Source organism: Sporosarcina siberiensis, assembly GCF_042681925.1.
Taxonomy (GTDB): Bacteria; Bacillota; Bacilli; order Bacillales_A; family Planococcaceae; genus Sporosarcina; species Sporosarcina siberiensis.
Genome location: NZ_JBHUGI010000032.1, coordinates 589,440 through 607,793 on the forward strand (window position 1 = coordinate 589,440; position 18,354 = coordinate 607,793).

13 protein-coding genes are annotated in these 18,354 nt (G+C 37.6%); 10 read left to right on the plus strand and 3 right to left on the minus strand.

Translation table 11 applies throughout. From position 1 onward, the window contains the following. Positions 1-1,155 (minus strand): multidrug efflux MFS transporter NorA (norA, locus tag ACFSFY_RS13760; protein ID WP_381538942.1); only part of this gene is annotated, 1,155 nt, incomplete at its 3' end. Between the two features lie 314 nt (positions 1,156-1,469). Between norA and ACFSFY_RS13765 the strand changes: the two genes are divergently transcribed. From ACFSFY_RS13765 to ACFSFY_RS13810, 10 genes are all read left to right on the plus strand, one after another. Beyond that, the gene (locus ACFSFY_RS13765) at positions 1,470-2,660 is read left to right on the plus strand and encodes a hypothetical protein (protein ID WP_381538943.1); all 1,191 of its coding nucleotides are present in this window, start codon (positions 1,470-1,472) and stop codon (positions 2,658-2,660) included. 17 nt (positions 2,661-2,677) lie between these two features. Next, positions 2,678-3,910 (plus strand): Zn-dependent hydrolase, encoded by a 1,233-nt coding sequence (locus tag ACFSFY_RS13770; RefSeq protein WP_381538944.1) that lies wholly within the window; start codon positions 2,678-2,680, stop codon positions 3,908-3,910. Further along, on the plus strand, positions 3,907-5,082 hold the full coding sequence (locus ACFSFY_RS13775) for a M20 metallopeptidase family protein (RefSeq protein ID WP_381538945.1): 1,176 nt from the start codon (positions 3,907-3,909) through the stop codon (positions 5,080-5,082). The genes ACFSFY_RS13770 and ACFSFY_RS13775 overlap by 4 nt, the downstream gene beginning before the upstream one ends. Before the next feature lie 333 nt (positions 5,083-5,415). After that, the gene (locus ACFSFY_RS13780) at positions 5,416-6,774 is read left to right on the plus strand and encodes a hypothetical protein (RefSeq protein ID WP_381538946.1); all 1,359 of its coding nucleotides are present in this window, start codon (positions 5,416-5,418) and stop codon (positions 6,772-6,774) included. A gap of 112 nt (positions 6,775-6,886) precedes the next feature. After that, positions 6,887-8,299 (plus strand): YfcC family protein, encoded by a 1,413-nt coding sequence (locus tag ACFSFY_RS13785; RefSeq protein WP_381538948.1) that lies wholly within the window; start codon positions 6,887-6,889, stop codon positions 8,297-8,299. 28 nt (positions 8,300-8,327) lie between these two features. After that, entirely contained in the window at positions 8,328-9,485 is a 1,158-nt protein-coding gene (locus ACFSFY_RS13790) for a M20 metallopeptidase family protein (RefSeq protein WP_381538950.1), read from the plus strand. After that, positions 9,486-10,601 carry a mandelate racemase/muconate lactonizing enzyme family protein gene (locus ACFSFY_RS13795; protein WP_381538952.1) on the plus strand — a complete coding sequence of 372 codons (1,116 nt, stop codon included), beginning with the start codon at positions 9,486-9,488 and terminating at the stop codon, positions 10,599-10,601. It begins immediately after the preceding gene. Positions 10,602-10,886: 285 nt separating this feature from the next. After that, the gene (locus ACFSFY_RS13800) at positions 10,887-11,201 is read left to right on the plus strand and encodes a DUF3870 domain-containing protein (protein ID WP_381538953.1); all 315 of its coding nucleotides are present in this window, start codon (positions 10,887-10,889) and stop codon (positions 11,199-11,201) included. 286 nt (positions 11,202-11,487) lie between these two features. Beyond that, positions 11,488-12,642 carry a CaiB/BaiF CoA transferase family protein gene (locus tag ACFSFY_RS13805; RefSeq protein ID WP_381538954.1) on the plus strand — a complete coding sequence of 385 codons (1,155 nt, stop codon included), beginning with the start codon at positions 11,488-11,490 and terminating at the stop codon, positions 12,640-12,642. A 14-nt stretch (positions 12,643-12,656) separates the two neighbouring features. Beyond that, positions 12,657-13,847, plus strand: coding sequence for an acyl-CoA dehydrogenase family protein (locus ACFSFY_RS13810; RefSeq protein WP_381538956.1), 1,191 nt, complete (start codon positions 12,657-12,659; stop codon positions 13,845-13,847). 79 nt (positions 13,848-13,926) lie between these two features. On the opposite strand, the gene mprF is transcribed toward ACFSFY_RS13810, so the two are convergent. Continuing rightward, entirely contained in the window at positions 13,927-16,443 is a 2,517-nt protein-coding gene (mprF, locus tag ACFSFY_RS13815) for a bifunctional lysylphosphatidylglycerol flippase/synthetase MprF (RefSeq protein WP_381539084.1), read from the minus strand. 147 nt (positions 16,444-16,590) lie between these two features. Continuing rightward, positions 16,591-17,889 (minus strand): MFS transporter, encoded by a 1,299-nt coding sequence (locus ACFSFY_RS13820; protein WP_381538958.1) that lies wholly within the window; start codon positions 17,887-17,889, stop codon positions 16,591-16,593. Positions 17,890-18,354 lie beyond the last annotated feature (465 nt).

Below are 18,354 nucleotides of genomic sequence, written 5' to 3' on the forward strand. Positions count from 1 at the left end.
GATATTTTTGGGTTTCTTCCAAAACAAGGCAATAATTGTGCCTATGAGTAATACGATAGCCGCAAAATAATACGGATAATTCAAGTTAATGTCGAATAACACTCCACCAATAATTGGACCGAAAATATTCCCTAAACTTGTAAATGTTGAGTTCATACCGCCAACGAAACCTTGCTCGTTACCTGCAATTTTTGATAGATAAGATGTAACGGCTGGACGTATTAAATCGAAACCAACAAACAATACAAATGTCGTTAGAAGTATAGAGAAATAGGAACTAACAAACGTCATCAGCAAAACAAGAATGGTCGAAATACCTAAGCTGAGTCGAATTAGATTGATTTCACCCATGTATTTTGTTAATCGATCAAACAATAATATCTGTGCAACCGCCCCAACTATTCCACTACCTGTTATTACAATTGCAATGTCTTTTGGCGTGAATCCAAACTTATGGTCAACAAATAAACTAAATAACGATTCAAATGCCGCAAGTCCAAAGGATAAAACAAATATGATAACAAACGCTATGAGGTATTTCGGAATGAAAATACGACGTAATCCCGTCTTTTGTCCAAAAACTGGAACTTCTTGTTCTCCTCGCTCGGGCTCTTTTAATAGAACCAACGAAAGGATACCAGCAAGAACGCCAAGAACACCTGCTGAGTAAAAAGGAACCCGAGTACCAATTTCAGCTAAAAAACCGCCAATTCCAGGACCGATTATAAACCCTGTACTAATTGCAGCTGACATATAACCAAGTGCTTTGGAACGGTTTGTAGTTGTTGTAATATCTGCAATAAATGCTGTCACTGCAGGCATTATAAATGCAGCGCCCACACCTCCAAGCATTCGGGAGATGAACAGCACCTCAACCGACTTTCCATATCCAAATAAAAACTCCGAAAAACCGAATATAAATAATCCCACAACAATCATGATTTTACGTCCATATTTATCTACCCATTGACCAGCAATCGGTGAAAAGATCAGCTGTGTAATCGCAAATGCTGCCACCATATATCCCACAACTGTTCCGCTAATATTCAGCTCATTCATTATTGTAGGAAGTACTGGAATTACTAGACCAATGCCTAAAAAGGCGATAAATAAATTCATTAATAGTATTGACAATACGCCTTTTTGATTTTCCATAATAATATTCCTCAATCTTTCTAAATTAAAATAATAATTAATTGAAATAAAAACCCGTTTTTTTAATAGTATAGCACCTTTTTTAAAAAACAATCTATTTATTGTACTTCCTCTATTTTTTAGTCATTCATTTATCTTAATAAAAATCAACTTTTCAAAACCATCAATACTACATTAGACGAGTCAATTCAACATACCGTAGTATCGGTTGCCTTATACTCAAATAACTTCACTTAGTTAAAACTTACACTACTATTTCACAATATAGTATGTTATCTTGAATAAAATCTTTTTTTCAGAATGGAGAGAAAACATTGTCTCAAATGCTTGCGCTAGTTATATTGATTGCAATTTTATTTATTGGAGATTTAGTTTCTGTCCGAACAAAAGCATGGATCCCATCTGTTTTCGTCTGTGCGATTCTATTCTTACTTGGATATTGGACATTTTTCCCACAAGATATCGTTGCACTTGCTGGAGTACCGCCTGCCGTCGCGGTCATGATGATATACTTACTTATAACAAATATGGGTACATTATTATCGATTCAACAATTGAAAGAGCAGTGGAAAACAATTTTAATTTCAATTTCTGGTATCTTAGGTATTATCGTAATTCTATTTTCAATTGGTACATTCCTGTTCGGTATTGAAACAATCATCGTTGCGATTCCACCTCTTGTTGGCGGTGTCGTTTCAGCATTAATCATGTCTGAAGGTGCTGCGAATGCGGGTCTTGTTACATTATCTGTTTTTGCCATTGTCATTTACGTTATGCAAGGCTTTGCAGGTTATCCACTGACGTCTATCGTACTTAAAAAAGAAGGTGAAATGCTTCTTTCTAAATATAGAAACGGTACACTTGAGGATAAGAGTAAAAAAGTAGACCCATCAATAACAACCGAACAAGCTGAGCTTAAATTATTTAAAAAGTTACCCCAAAAATACAATACCGATTATTTCAAGTTTTTCAGACTTGCTTTTGTCGCTTATCTTGCCTACCTTGTTTCCACGTTACTTGCACCATTTGTGACGGTAAGCCCTTATGTACTTTGTCTATTGTTCGGAATTATTGGAACGAGTGTAGGTTTCTTGGAACGACAAATATTGCAAAAAGCAAATGGCTTTGGACTTGCGATGATGGCCCTGATGTTATTCATTTTTGATGGTTTGAAGAATGCTACTCCATCTATGATGATGGAAATTTTGTATCCCCTTGTTGGCTGTATCGTTTTAGGTGTAATCGGTATGTATATCTTCTCGTTTTTTATTGGAAAAGTGCTTAAAGTTAGTAAAGAAATGGCTTTTGCCGTCTCCTTAACTGCTTTATACGGCTTCCCAGCTGATTACATTATTACAAATGAAGTCATTAATTCTTTGACCGATGATGAAAATGAAAGACAAGCACTGAATGACCATATGCTTCCACCAATGCTTGTGGGTGGATTTATAAGTGTCACTATTGTGTCAGTAATACTTGCGGGCTTCTTCGTAGGACTTCTGTAAATTAGGAGGAATTTTTAATGAAGGCAAATGTACAACGAATTGAACAGCATATTGAGTTATTAAGTCAGTTCACCTCCACACCCGGTGTTGGAGTGACAAGACTTACATATACAATGGAAGATTTACATGCAAGAATATACATTAAAGAAAAAATGGTAGAATATAATCTTGTCGTTACTGAGGATGGTTTCGGAAATATTTTTGGGAAGCTTGATGGAACGATTCCAGATGCACCATCTGTGATTGTAGGCTCCCATTTTGATTCGGTTCCTAATGGCGGTGCCTATGATGGTGCAGCGGGCGTAATTGTTGGGTTAGAAGTTGCCGCTTTATTTAAAGAAAATAATATTAAACCTGATTATCCACTTGAAATCATCGCACTTGTGGAAGAGGAAGGTTCTCGGTTCGGTGGTGGTTTAATGGGATCTAGAGGGATGATGGGCTTACTATCTATGGAGGATTTCAACAAATTGGCGGACAAAGATGGTGAATTGGCCGTCGACGCTATGCAGAAAATTGGATTGGATCCAGAAAATATCAAGAAACGTGATCCAAAAACGATTAAAGCATTTCTAGAACTTCACATTGAACAAGGCCCAATTCTTGAAGAAACAGGATTTCAAATCGGTGTAGTCGAGGCAATTGTTGGGCTGACCCAACTAGAAGTGACGGTTCAAGGACAAGCAGGTCATGCGGGAACGACGCCAATGGATCGGCGCTCGGATGCACTTGTGTCGGCTGCGCAAATTATTGCTGCTTTCCCACAACTCGCAAAAGATGAAGGTGCAGGTACAGTCATTACTACAGGCAGACTGAATGTCTATCCAAACGGAGCAAATGTCATCCCTGATAAAGTCGTCTTTACAGTCGATATCCGCTCAGGAAAAGAAGTACATGTGTTGAATGCCGTTCAGAAAGTTAAAGAATTAGTGGACTCACAAAGTCTCGGTGGCATCCATTCTTCTTGTGAACAGATGCTCTATATAGAGCCTAAAGAGTTGGACGAAGAGATTCGTTCATTATTAAAAGCATCAAGTGAGACATTGGAAATCCCCTATTGTACTATGAACAGCGGAGCCGGTCATGATGCTATGGTGTTTTCAGATTTTACGGCTTGTGGAATGGTATTTATTCCAAGCAAGGATGGACTCAGTCATTGCCCGGAGGAATGGTCCGATTCAAGTCATCTCGCAGACGGCGCAACGATTATCTATGAAGCCGCTAAACAGTTAACGGAGGATAAAATATGATTAATCAGAAGATGAAAGAACTAATTGTAATGAATCGTGAAGAATTGATAGCACTTCGTCGTAAACTTCATAGTGAACCAGAATTGTCGTTTGAAGAAGTGAATACAACAACTTTCGTCTGCAACTATCTTGACGAGCTGGGTATTTCCTATCGAAAAACCAAGCCAACCGGAGTCATCGCCGAGATTCAAGGCGGAAGAAGCGGAAAAACGGTCGCTTTGCGTGGGGATATGGATGCTCTATCTGTAGAACAGCTGAACACACACGTACCTTACGCTTCAAAAGTACCAGGAAAAATGCATGCATGCGGTCATGATGCACATACATCTATGCTTTTAATGGCCGCAAAAGCTCTTTCCGAAATTAAAGAGGAACTTCCAGGAAATGTTCGACTCCTTTTTCAACCAGCAGAAGAAATTGCGCAAGGCGCGAAAGCTATGGTGGAACAAGGCGCTATGAAAGGTGTCGATAATGTATTTGGCATACACATTTGGTCGCAAATTCCAACCAACAAAGTGGCTTGTTCACCAGGACCTTCATTTGCCGCAGCGGATATTTTTAAAGTTCATTTTACTGGTAAAGGTGGACACGGTGCCATTCCTCAAGATTGTATTGATGCAGCAGTAGTTGCTTCTTCTTTTGTCATGAATGTTCAATCGATCGTTTCACGTACAATTGATCCACAAAATGCAGCAGTTCTTACAATCGGAAAAATGGACGTAGGGACACGGTTTAATATTATTGCAGAAAATGCTTTAATTGAAGGAACTGTCCGAACGTTTAATCAAGAAACAAGAGATCATATTGAAAAAAACATCACAATTTATGCAAACAATGTTGCCTCCATTTACGGCGCCACGGCAAAAGTAGAGTACATTCGGGGAACACAACCTGTGATAAACGATGAGGAAAGTGCCCAATTGGTTCAGCAAGTTGCAACTGAAGCATTCGGTCCAAATACCGTATTTGATGAAAAGCCGACAATGGGTGCCGAGGATTTCTCATTCTTTCTAGAAAAAGCACCTGGAAGTTTTGCACTTGTAGGCAGCGGTAACCCTAAAAAGGATACAGAATGGTCACACCATCATGGCAACTTCGACATTGATGAAGATGCACTTGTAACTGGCGCAGAACTGTACGCACAATATGCATGGGCATATTTGAATCAATAAGGGTGAAAACGCGTTTGCTTGCACTCCACGCGATTTGCTTGTAAGTCGTGACTTTCAACCTAACTGAAAGCCGAGTCTATAAAGAACTTCCTACAAATCTAGTGTCCTTCAATAGCCTATACCAATTAAAAAATAGGGCTGTCCCAGTAAGTCAGTTTTCACTGACTATCCGGGACAGTCCCCTTTTTGTACTTCCTCGATCACATATGTCATCAAGTATTCGCGGAAGATTAACAAATTGATGTATGATTATAATAAAGTGTTATGATTTGAATAATCAATCGTAGAACTTTTGTCTAGTAATTAACCATTTATATTCTTGGAGGTCATGTAATGATTACAAAAATCGCTTTTTTTGGTTCCGCAAGTCTCGCAAAACGTGTTCTTAATTATGTTTCCTTCGTTCCTGATATTAAAGTCACGCCATTTGTATATCAATCTCCGGAAGAAATAGGGACTCTCATTTCTGAAGCGCACTCTTTCGATGTTTATTTATTTTCCGGTATTCTACCTTATTACATAACTAAAAAGAACCTAGGTGTTCTTGATAAACCGTTTACATTTATAGCAGATACTGAATTGAATATAGCCATGACACTTTTAGACATTAAAAATAAAAAAGTCGCCGAGCTAGATCGAATTTCCTTTGACATCCCAAATCGAGCAAGTCTAGATGTCGTTATATCTAGTTTGGACATTCAGCCAAAACCTGTATTTGTATTCGAGTATCCATGGATTAGCAATGAATTCACTAGACCGTTTCCGTTTTCAGAAGTCCTAAATACACATATTGTGTTATGGAATACAAAAAAAATTGATTTTGTCGTAACTTCCATTCATGCACTCCATGATGAACTTTTACAGTTAAACATTCCATGCATGAGGATGATTGATCCCGAAAAAAATATCATCGATGCTTTATTGGAAGCAAAAAATTTAGCCATCCTGCAGCAAACGGAGCATTCACAAGTTGCAGCTGGCTTTGTATCTTTATCTACAATAAATGTTTCGAAAATCCCTTTGGAATCACATGACTTTCTAGATGAAAAGTTAAAATCACTTTCAAAGATTATCAGCTGTACTGTCCAAAAGCTAGAAGATAAAAGCTATGCACTCTATGGAACAAAGGGTGGAATTGAATATTTGCTAACAAACCTTGAGTTTCTCAACGATATTAAAATCTATGCACATCAAAAGAATATTGAAATTTCGATTGGGTTTGGGTTTGGAATGACCATTATAGAAGCTGAAAGTAACGCAAAAATCGCCCTTAGTTATTCCGACTCGAAAAAAAATAAATCTTTACTTTCCGTTCATACAGTTACAAAAGACAAAATTGTAATGGAATCCGGTGATAACAAACCAAAGCACTTCATTTTATTTAGTCAAGATGAGAATTTTATCCAGTTGGCAAAAGAAATTGGTATTAGTGTTACAAACTTAAACAAGATGATTCAATTCACTAATTCTAGACCTATCAATCGTTTCACTTCAAGTGATATTGTTAGCTACTTCGAAATAACAAAGAGAAGTGCCGAGAGAATGTTGAAAAAGTTTTCAGATTGTGGCTACCTAGAAATCATCGGAGAAGAGCAGCCCTTTCAACACGGAAGGCCACGCTCGGTTTATTGTTTAAGCCTTCCCGAAAACATTAATTTGAATCACCATTCCGAATTGTCGAAATTCCATTGACTAATCATTTATCTTCAGCTAAAGTAATACTAATTAGCGTCTAGTTACCGACTACTCATTTGTTAATTAGCGACTAGTTACCGACTTTAGGAATTGAGGGGGAATATTATTTATGGGCGACAAGAAAACGGTTTCAAATTTAAAAGAAAGAAAATGGAAGTTTGGAATTCCACATGTTTATGTCATCTTATTTATGGTCATAATTCTTGCAACAATTGCAACCTATATCGTTCCAGCTGGTGAATACGATCGAATTGTAAACGATGATGGTCGTACAATCGTTGTTGACGGAACGTATCAAGTTGTAGATTCTTCACCATCAGGTTTTATGCAGATTTTCCAATCCCTTCATAAGGGAATGACTAATTCTGCCGGTATTATCTTTTACATATTCATAGTTGGTGGAGCTTTTGGTATTCTCCAAACCACGGGTGCCATCACAGGTGCGGTTGGAAGCATTTCTACAAAAATGAAAGGAAGAGAATACTGGCTAATCCCCATACTTATGACCTTCTTTGCTTTATCCGGTGCAATGTTGGGACTTGCAGAAGAAACGATTCCATATATTACTATTCTAGTACCATTAATGGTGTTAATTGGCTATGACTCTATGGTCGGTGCTGCTATTGTCCTTCTTGGAACTTCTGCTGGATTTACAGCCGCATTTATGAATCCGTTTACAGTCGGTGTCGCCCAAGGTATTGCCGAGGTACCCTTATTCTCAGGTTTGTTATTTCGAATAATAGTATGGGCTATTTTTCTCTCTATAAGCATTTGGTACGTCATGCGCTATGCTAAAAAAGTTAAAGCTGATCCGACGAAAAGTTCGTTATATGGAAGTCCTGACCAGGAAATCGTTGTACCTTCAGAAATGAAGAGTATGACTACTGGACATAAACTTATTTTCCTTGTATTAATTGCCACATTAGTGACTCTTGCATTTGGTGTCATTAAATTAGACTGGTATTTATCCGAAATTTCCGGCCTATTTTTAATAATGGGTATTATTATGGGTCTCCTTGCAAAAATGAATTTCAGTGAAATTGCGGAGTCCTTTATTGAAGGGTGTCGGGTTCTTGTAATGGGGGCTTTGGTCGTCGGGATTGCAAATGCCATCTTGGTCGTTCTTCAAGACGGTTTGATTATGGATACAATTCTTCACGGACTCGCATCTAGTATTGATACAATGCCTGGCGGACTTGCAGCAGTCGGAATGTATATCGTCCAATGTATGCTGAACTTCATTGTTCCATCAGGAAGTGGACAAGCTGCATTAACGATGCCTATTATGGCTCCGCTTGCTGATTTAGTAGGTGTTACAAGACAAACAGCAGTCCTCGCATTTCAGTTCGGTGATGGAATTTCCAATATATTTTCACCTACATCTGGCTATTTCATGGCAGGTCTCGCTTTAGCTAAAATTCCTTGGATAAAATGGGTCAAGTGGATCCTTCCTTTAATCCTAATTCATTATACTTTAGGTGCTCTCTTCGTAACCGTTGCTCATTTGATTGGTTACTCTTAATAAAACTATAATACGAGGTGGAATTCTAATGAAGATGAATGATGAACTAACTAAATGGGTTATTGAACAACGTAGATATCTTCATCAACATCCAGAGGTGTCTTATAAAGAAACAGAAACAAGAATTTATATAAAAGAACAACTTGAGAAATTAAATATTGAAACGTACTCATTAACAGGTAAAGACGTTATTGGTCGTATTAAAGGAACACATGCAGGAAAAACAATCGGAATTCGCGCAGATTTAGATGCGTTACCAATCTTTGAAGAAACGGGTTTACCGTTTGTTTCTAAAAACGAAGGAGTCATGCATGCTTGCGGACATGATGGGCATATGGCCATTTTACTCGGAACGGCAAATTACTTATCAAATAATCGGGACGCAATTCACGGAACAATAGTATTGATTTTCCAACATGCGGAGGAAGAAATCCCAGGTGGAGCGACTGAGCTTGTATCTGCCAATCTGTTAGAAGGCGTCGACGCTATTTTTGGCTATCACCTATGGCAACCATTAGAATCTGGTGTTATTGGCATGCGAGACGGGGCAACAATGGCCGGAGCAGACCGTTTTACATTTAAAATACTCGGGAAAGGCGGACACGGTTCAATGCCCGATCAAACGATTGATCCGACGCTCGTCATTTCTCATGTCATCACCCAGTTGCATTCAATTGTCAGCAGAAGTCTCAGTCCACAAGAACAAGCTGTACTGAGTATTGGTAAATTAAACTCTGGCACGAATTATAATATCATTCCAGACACAGCCGAGGCTTCTGGTACTGTACGGTTTTTCAGCCAAGCGACATCTAAATTTATTAGGCAGCGAATTGAAAGCATTCTAAAAGGAGTATGCGAATCATTCGGTGCGAAGTACGAGTTGAATTATGAACATGGCGATCCCCCACTCATAAATGATCAAGAGTTAACAGTATTTATGAATAAAGAAGCTATCCAATTAGTCGGTGAAGAAAAAGTTATCCAAATCGAACCCATATTGGGTAGTGAGGATTTCGCTTATTACTCAGTTGAAATTCCCGCCTGCTATTTATTTATCGGAATTGGCAACCCAGACCGTCCTTATGGACACCATCACCCTAAATTCGATATCGATGAGGATATGCTTTCAGTAGGTGTAGAACTATTTAGCAACAGTCTAATCAATTTTTTAAAAGGAGAATCCTAAATGAAAATTATTTCTATCGAACTTTTCGCGGTCAGGTTGCCGTTAATAAAACCATTTATAATTAGTTATCATACGTATGTGGATATGCCCTCAATTATAGTTAAAGTTGAAACGGATACTGGACTTGTTGGTTACGGAGAAGGAACTCCTGACGAACACGTTACCGGAGAAACATGGGAAAGCACATTTACAATTCTTAGTAAAACAATTGGTCCCGCTTTAATCGGAGAGAACCCCTTTAATATCGAGAACATCCATACTAAAATGAATCAAATTATTTTTGGAGCGACTACCGCAAAAGCAGCTATTGATATCGCTTGTTATGACTTAATGGGAAAAGCGACAAATCAACCTATCTACAACTTACTAGGTGGTCGTTCTCATGATTCGTTGGAAGTTCCAAAAGTGATTAGCATACTCGATCCAGAAGTCATGGCTAATGAAGCTAAGCTTGCAATGAGTGAAGGATACAAATCATTTAAATTAAAAGTGGGAACCGACAAAAATTTGGATATTCTTAGAATTCGTGCAGTTCGCGAGGCAGTCGGTCCATCTGTCCCGATAAAAGTCGATGCCAATCAAGGCTGGAAAACAAGCTCTGAATCTATGTACGTGCTCGAAAACGTAATCGATTGCAAAATTGACTGGATTGAACAGCCAACAGTTGCTAGTGACATTGATGGACTTAAAGAAATAAAACAAAAAACAAATATTCCTGTCATGATTGATGAAGGTCTTCATGGCAATAAAGAAATGCATGAAATCATTGTTAAACGTGCTGTAGACCTTATTAATATTAAACTCATGAAATGCGGCGGACTATACCCTGCCACGCACTTAGTTCACCAAGCTGAACTTGCCGGTCTTACATGTCAAGTAGGATCAATGGTGGAATCATCCATTGCTTCCGCAGCAGGACTCCATTTATCACTAGCTAAAAAGACAATCCAAAGTAATGAACTTGTAGGACCGTTAATGTTCAGTAAAGATGTCGCAAAGCTGAACTATGAAATTCCTTACGTTCATTTATCTGATAAACCTGGATTGGGAATTGAAATAGATGAAGAGAGTTTAAAATCAATGACCTATGATTATTTAAAAATCGAAGCGAAATAAAGAAGAAGAAACGGAAAAACAATCTTAGTTTTTCCGTTTTTTTGTATCAGAATATAATAGTTATGCAACATTTCTATTATACGATTGCTTTTACTTTAGACAACAGAGGGACATCAATTTTAAATTTATCAACATTAAATCTATATGTGTGTTTGGAATATCTTCGGCGTTGGTTGGATTAATTAGCTTAAATTGACTGTATAGTACCTAAAAGGTATTATTATCAATAACATAAGAAGTAAGAACTGTGTGAAAATACTATTAAGTTCAGGGAGATGCAGCTATATGAATACGATTTTCGTAGCGGGCCATGCTCGACTTCCATCTGGCATGGCGGCAAAAAACTTATATGAAACACTTACTATTACAGCAGAATTAGATAAAAAGTACGGCGTGATTGTTACTGCAAGTTGTACGTTAGCAACGCAACACGGGCAAGACTTTGTCCATGATTTACTCAAAGGACATAGCTTGCAAGACGGAATCGAAAAACCAATAAAAGATATTGAAGAGCACTATTTGGGGAAAGCCGGAAATGCATTAATTTCTGCTTTGAAGGATTTATATAAACAATACCAATCGCATAATACATCGAAGTGATTGTTTATCGAATAGTTCAAGTAATCTAAATTCACTCTTTACAAATTTAACTTCGTGTACTAGTATTATAGATAACGAATCATGTTGAAACGTTCACACGTTCATTGCACATGATCAACACACAATTTGAAGACCTAAACGTAAGAAGCCAACACTGCCTAGTCTGCAAAAAATCATTTATTTGATTTTTTACTCACAGATAAAAAGCCAGTTTAAATCGACATACAGATATTCTGTAGTCTATTTGAATTGGCTTTTTAAATTGGACTTAGAAAGGAATGAGATCATGGTCGGTGCATTGGAGAATATTAAGGTTCTTGATTTATCTCGTGTTCTTGCAGGTCCTTATTGCACTATGATTTTAGGTGATTTAGGAGCGGAAGTTATCAAAGTCGAAGCCCCGGGTGGTAGTGATGAAACTCGGGAATGGGGCCCACCTTTCAAAGAGGATGTAAGCGCTTATTATTTAAGTGCGAATCGTAATAAAAAAGCAATTACTGTTGATTTAAAGTCTATTGAAGGAATTGAAATCATTAAAGCACTTGTCAGCGAAAGTGATATCATCATCAGCAATTTTAAAACAGGCACTATGGAACGTTTTGGATTAGGCTATGAATCATTAGCCGAACTCAATCCACGTTTGATTTACTGTACGATTACCGGGTTTGGCGAAACAGGACCAAGCCGGAATATGCCTGGTTATGACTTCGTTATTCAGGCAATGAGTGGCCTAATGAGCATTACAGGAACTGAAGAATCAGGACCTCAAAAATCGGGCGTTGCAATTGTTGACGTCCTAACGGGACTCTATTCCTGTATTGGTATTCAAGCTGCTTTAATTGAACGGGCGAAGTCGGGTTTGGGACAAAAAATAGATATATCTCTATACGACACCGCAGTTAGTTCACTTGTTAATATTGGTAGTAATTACTTAATGGCAGAAAAAGTACCTACAGCATTAGGGAATATTCACGCCAATATAGTCCCCTATCAGACATTTAAAACACTTGATGGTGAAATTGTCATTGCAGTTGGTAATGACAATCAATTTAAATCTTTCTGTAAAGTAATCCAAAAGGAAGAACTTGCAGAGGATATCCGCTTTCGAAAAAATTCAGACCGTGTGAAAAATAGGGCTGAACTAATTTCTATAATACAAACTATATTTCTAACACATTCAAAATTACATTGGCAGGATCTATGTAAAAATAATAATATACCGTGCGGTCCGGTACAGAATTTAGAAGAGGTTGTAAATGACCCCCAATTGAAAGCGCGAAATATGTTTATTACGCACGAACACCCCACTGCCGGAATAATTAAAATGATTGGAAGTCCACTAAAATTATCACGCACGCCCGTTCAAATGAAATACCATCCACCTAATCCAGGTGAACATAATGAAGAAATCTTGAGTGCTTTACTAAAACAAAAAGACTAAGGGAGAGAATTTATATGAATTTTTCATTTTCGGAAGAGCAAAATATGTTACGTAGTACTGTTAGAGGATTTGTTGATAAAGAAATCATGCCTTATATCGGAGACTGGGATCGTGAAGGTAAATACGACCCTGCTATTTTACCGAAACTTTCTGCTCTAGGATTAATGGGGGTTTGCATTCCTGAAAAATATGGTGGAAGTGGAATGGATTATAATTCATTGGCCATTGTTTGTGAAGAATTAGAGCGTGGAGATACCGCTTTCCGCACAGCGGTATCTGTGCATACAGGTTTAAATAGTATGACACTCCTTCAATGGGGTTCTGAAGAGCAGAAGCAAAAATACTTAGTCCCACAAGCAAAAGGTGAAAAAATAGGAGCTTTCGGTCTTACTGAACCCGCGGCGGGATCGGATGTAGCAGCCATGCAAACGACGGCGGTTAAAGATGGTGAACACTATATTTTGAACGGTCAGAAAACCTGGATTTCTTTATGTGACCAAGCAGATAACTTTCTTGTTTTTGCATATACCGATGAGAAATCAAAAAAACATAAGGGCATATCTGCATTTATTGTAGAACGTGATTGGGAGGGGTTTTCCTCAAAAGCAATTAAAGGTAAACTTGGAATTCGTGCTGGAAATACCGGAGAATTGTTTTTTGAAAATGTAAAAGTTCCTGTTGGAAATTTACTTGGCGAAGAAGGAGAAGGTTTTAAAATCGCAATGGCCGCACTAGATAACGGGAGGTTTACAGTTGCTGCAGGAGCGGTTGGACAAATCATGGCTTGTATTGAAGCAAGCGTAAAGTATTGTCACGAAAGAGAAACTTTTGGCAAACCCATCGGTAAACATCAACTTGTTCAACAAATGATTGCCAATATGGAAGCTGGTTTTGAAATGAGTCGTCTTCTCGTTTATCGTGCAGGCGAATTAAAGAACTTAGGAAAACGCAACACTCGTGAAACTTCCCTTGCGAAATGGCAGGCATGTGATTATGCAAACAAAGCAGCAGATGACGCCGTTCAAATTCATGGTGCTTACGGATTTTCAGATGAATACCCAGTAGAACGTTATTTACGAAATTCAAAAGCACCTGTCATTTATGAAGGTACTCGTGAAATTCATACAATAATGCAAGCCGAGTATGTATTGGGCTACCGTGAGGATAAACAATTAAATAAAATGTTGCCGGCATGGGAAATCTAAAAAACCCTTGTCGAAAAACAATACGTGGATACAAGTGCAGTTTTGAATTGCACCCGTATCCACGTTTTATTTTGTGTCCTTACCTCTTTTTGTTTCCTATCAGCAACGTAATCTGCATCATAGTAAACGTTAAGGATGACTTTTTTCGATAGGCTACATATTTTGACTCCCAAAAGTCAGCATGTTTGATTTGAAAGTCTTTTAGGCCCTTTAAATCATATGAGTATTGACCGTGTGAAAAGATTTGTCCTGCAATTTTTTCACTTATAAAAGAATATTTTGATTGGCCAACATTTGATAATGAAGACAACCCAATATTAAAGTGGCGATAGTTCTCTTTTTTCGCCCATTCAAACAACGAGACCAAAAGGTAATCCAATGACTCAATGTCTGCATCAGGTTTGAAGCGCATTAAATCCATCGAAATCCGTTCACTTTGGTCGTACATCGGTATTAAACTGGAGAAACCAATGATTTCATTCTGTTTTTTCAAGATTACAATCTCGGATTTATTCAGATAGTTTTTATCGAAGAAACTTAACGAAAAACCCTTTTCTGTTCTTCCCTGCAACCATTTTGTTGATATACTTTCCAACTCATTCAATAGTTCTGATGAAAACGGTGGATCGAGAACTTCAAGAAGAAAACCTTCCTGTTCATACCTTCCTTTCCCGAAATCTTCTATTACAGCACTCTCCAAATTCACGAACGCTTCCTCTCCGAGTTTAAAGAAGCCAAATCCATGCTCATGTAAATTCGGAAAGAAATTGCTGTTTATTTCATAAAAGATGATTGTGAAACCGAATCGATCTGCAAGGTCTAAAAACTCTTCGGTAGCCGATGAAAAATGAGTTTCTTTTCCAACCGGATTACCTAGAACGACAATTTTGTCCGCATAAAATTGATAAGTAAATAAAACCGTTCCTTCTTTATTCCAATAAACATTTTTATCATGTAGGAAGATCAGATGTGAGAACTCTGTCCCGCGATAGAGGGACAAATGCTTTTCTATCTTTTCTACTTGATCTAACGAGGAGTACGTGATCATTTTTTTAGGTTTATGAAAAATGTACCCAATATACAAAATAATAATTGCAATAATGAGTCCTATGATTGCACTGTAAAATAAATCCGAGTAATCGGTAATAATATAATCACGAATAGCTGCTGGTATTTGGAATTTAGATATCGGTAAGTTTATATATCCTATGAATACGTACATTGTTGTAATAATTAGTATGATTGCTAAGTCGAAAATGGCAATCCCCCATGTTAAAACATAACTCTCGCGATAAAATTGTTTTTTTGCCGCTATTATTAATGCCGTTACAATTAGTAAAAAGATTGCTTCTTCATATTTAAATCCTCTAAAAAGCGAAAACAATGCTGCACTACTAAGAACAATAACTGTCAGTACATAAGCTCTTTTCACTTTATATTGAATTCCTCTACAAAGGCCGAGTAAAATAAATCCAGCCGCTACAGTTAATTGGTGAGAGACGTTCATAATTGGTAATGATAAAAATTCTTGTGCAATTTTTAATCGGCTAAGAATTCCTGGTATTGATGCCGAAAGAAGCAGAACTACGCCTGACGTAAAAACCAAAATCGTAAGCAGCATATGACTAGCCTTTTGGAAGATGATATCAGGTAAGTCATCCCATGATCGGTTCCATCTTTCCCAGTATTCTTTTACAAATAACAAAGCCGAAAGAATAAATGGTAGAAATAAATAACTTAACCGGTACAATATAAGTAAGAAAAGAACCTTTTCATCAGCAATTCCTGCGCTTTGTGTTCCCCACAAAAAGACCAAATCAAATGAGCCTAGTCCTCCCGGAATCATACTCGCGATTCCAGCGCATGCCGCTATTAAAAATATCGGAATTAATGTTGTTAGCGCAATCGGTATATTTAATATAAGGGTAATAGACCATATTAATAAAAAAATCGAAATCCACTCTACTAAAGAAGTTACGATCAGTTGTAGAGAAATCTTCCTACTTAATGTGGATGTGTTCCCTTTTCGATTACGAATGCTCCGTATTCCAATGAATACCGGAAAATATAGACCTAGTAAGAGAACTGCGATGAACAGCCATTTCGTTTCCTTCAACAAATAAAAATCCCAGTAGAATAAAGGTACAATCCAAGCCAATAAAGAAATTCCTGTTAAATAAAAGAATGTTACGGAGGCAATATCTTTAAACATGCTTTCCTTCTCAACCTTATATTTTGAATAAAAATAATTTCGTAGAAACACTCCAAGTAAACCACCGAAGCCAATAAAATTCGAGAAGGTATTCACAATCAAAGAATTTTGGACTAAATGCTTCGTTTTCATTTTGATTTTCAATACTTTAACCAAAAGTACATCATAAAAAACCATAGGTGTGATTGCACTGAAAGAAATTAAAAAAATGAGTAAAAGCTTCCAAGATTGCAATTGACTCATTTCTTGCTGAAGCAAATTAATATCGACAGCACTTATAGAATTCTGTATTTCAAAAATTGCAAAACCTAAAAGAATAATTGGAAAGAGCATTTTAATTATTTTAATCAATAAGCTTTTTCGAAGTATGAACAAGACAATCACCACCTTTCGATTTTCTTTATTTAATATAATTTATAGTTTTTTTCACAAAAGAATACTTATTAAGAAAAGACAAACACGCTGAGCAACGGAAAATCCAAGTTACACAGCGTGTTCTATATAAATCGAATTGAAGGATATGACCTATATTTAACCTTCAAGTGTTTGCTTTTTTTGTTTATAATGCGACCAAATAACTAAAGGTATCATAAGTAAAGATAGATACATTCCCAAAAATCCGAGGATGGCGTAACTTGAGAAAGCTACTATGATACCGGACATTAAACTTCCAGTTGTTCCTGCAATTGCAACCCAAACATCCACTGACCCTTGAGTTTTAGCGCGCGTTTTCATACTAGTTGAATCTACAATAATTGCTGTTCCGCTTATTAAGCCGAAATTCCACCCTAGTCCCAATAAGATCAGCGCAGTAGACAGCCAAACTAAAGAATCACCAGGTGCAAACGCCGCCGTTAGCCCCGCTAATGATAATGTAATCCCCGAAACAACGACCATAACAGAACGTCCGAATTTATCAACAAGATAACCCGTACCAAGAGATGGTAAATACATAGCAGCGATATGGAGTCCAATTACCATTCCAACCGCAGATAGTCCCGTACCATGATTTTGCATATGAATTGGTGTCATCGTCATCACTGCAACCATAACAAAGTGAGACAGAACTAATACCAATGCACCAACAATTATTCCGATTCGGTTGACCTTTTTATTCAGTACTTTGCTATCATCAATTCCTTCTAATCCATCACGCTTCTCTTGCTCTTCAGCAATTGCTTTTGCAATTAGAAATGGATCAGGCTTCAAGTAAATAAACAAGATTAGGCCCGCTACAATATAAGCAGCAGCTGCCAATATGAAGGGTCCCGCAAGCGCAGGTATTCCAAGCGTCATTGCAAAGTTCCCCATAGGTGTTACTAAGTTTGGCCCAGCTACGGCGCCAACCGTCGTTGAAACCATTGCGATACTAATGGCCTTAGCTCTTTGGTTATCATTCGCTAAATCCGTACCTGCGTAGCGTGCTTGTAAATTCGTGGCAGTTCCGGCTCCATACACAAATAACGAAACCAATAAAAAGGGTATATTGCCCATTGTGGTTGCTGCAATAACACCTATTGCCCCAATCCCTCCGGTGATAAACCCTAGCGACAGGCCATAACGTCTCCCAAAGCGCTGAGAAATCCTTCCCACCGTAAATGCAGCAAGTACTGAACCAAAAGTAAACAATGCGGAGGGAACACCTGTAAAGCTATCCAGCCCTAGCATATCCCTGGCAATCAGTGCACCTACAGTTACTCCAGCCGCTAGTCCCGCTCCTCCAAATATTTGGGACATGACAACAACAATCAGCGTTCGCTTGTATAACTTTTGCTGTGCTTCTTCAGAATTAATAATATGGTCGACATGATATGTATCTTTGTTCCTCATAGTAAAACCTCACTTCTAAAACGTGTTTCTTATGTATTCATTCAAATCCACTGAAATCATACGCCTTTGAGTAGTATAGTTAATTATTAGATTATTTACTAGTCCTCTTTTGTTTATATGGTAGATATAAATAAAATGAAACAAGCAAAACATACCACTTTCCGTTGTTCGGTACTATACTTTTTGTCCATCGAATAAACTAATTACACTATTAAATATGGAAGGATGGCGAATTGAGACGTTTATTTTATGTATTAGTACTAGTTGTCGGCCTGATATTAGGAATGCTTGTAACGTACTTTATGAGTTGAATGATTATGGGTTGCACAAATTATTCCGTTGGTAAAGTTTTTAATTAATATATACTGAACTAAGAATTTTCTTGCTACTCGCTGATTTCCGTTCCGAGCGGAAAGCAACGGGCTACTTGGAAACCTATATATAAGGACTGCCCTTCAGGAAATT